Here is a 955-nt window from a genome sequence, read left to right as displayed (position 1 = left end):
CCGCAAGCCGTACTGCAGCCCCACCTGCATCGCGTTGCGCGCGCCGTAATACCGCCGCTGCCACGAATGGTGCATCGCGCTCAGCTCGAACGGCCCCACCCGGTGCCGCCGGCGCGCGCCGATCCGGTGCGTCAGCACGAGCGACGGCACCACGTACAGCGGCACGTTGCGCGCCAGCGCCCGCAGGCAATACTCCGTGTCGACGTGATCGATGAACAGCGCCTCGTCGAACCGCCCCAGCTCCGTATAGGCCGCCCGCGAGATCACGCTGCCCGACGAGATCAGGAACGCGCAGCGCTGCGGCGCCGTCTTGCCTTCCACCGGCACCCGATGCACCGTCACGCCGCTCGTCATCAGCTCCGGCAGGAACCGCCGATCGTTCGCGTCGTAGATCCGCGGCCCCGCGATGAACGCGCCCGCGCCCAGCCGCGCGCACGCGTCGCGCATCTGCGCCAGGAACGTCGCCGGCACCGTCGAATCCTGGTCGAACAGCGCGACCGCGTCGATGCCCTGCGCGAACAGCGCCGACAGCCCCGCGTTGTACGCGCCCGCCACCCCGCCACGGTTGCCGTGGTGCCGCCACACGACGTTCGCCCGCGACGCCAGCGCGCGCACCCGCTCGCGCGCCAGCGGGTATTCCTGCGGCGTGTTGTCGACCACCGCGAGCGCGTCGCTGTCGCGCGCGAGCGCCTCCAGCCCCGATAGCTGCTCGTCCGTCGGGTAATACAGAATCACCAGCGCGCCCAAGGTCGTCATCGTGCTTCCTTCGGTGGTTCGGGGTTGTCGCTTCGTTGTCGCTTCGATGCCTCAAGTCGTCAGGACTTCGACGCATCGCCCTTCGTCTTCGTCTTCGTCTTCGTCTTCGTCTTCGTCTTCGTCTTCGTCTTCGTCTTCGTCTTCGTCTTCGTCTTCGTCTTCGTCTTCGTCTTCGTCTTCGTCTTCGTCTTCGTCTTCG

1 protein-coding gene is annotated in these 955 nt (G+C 67.9%); it reads right to left on the bottom strand.

The features are described from left to right. The coding region (locus WS62_RS27640; protein ID WP_066577696.1) for a glycosyltransferase family 2 protein at window positions 1-756 on the bottom strand (756 nt) is incomplete at its 3' end. Window positions 757-955: the final 199 nt, after the last annotated feature.

The organism is Burkholderia sp. ABCPW 14 (assembly GCF_001523835.1).
In the GTDB taxonomy this organism is placed as follows: domain Bacteria; phylum Pseudomonadota; class Gammaproteobacteria; order Burkholderiales; family Burkholderiaceae; genus Burkholderia; species Burkholderia mayonis.
This window is presented reverse-complemented; position numbering and strand designations above follow the sequence as displayed.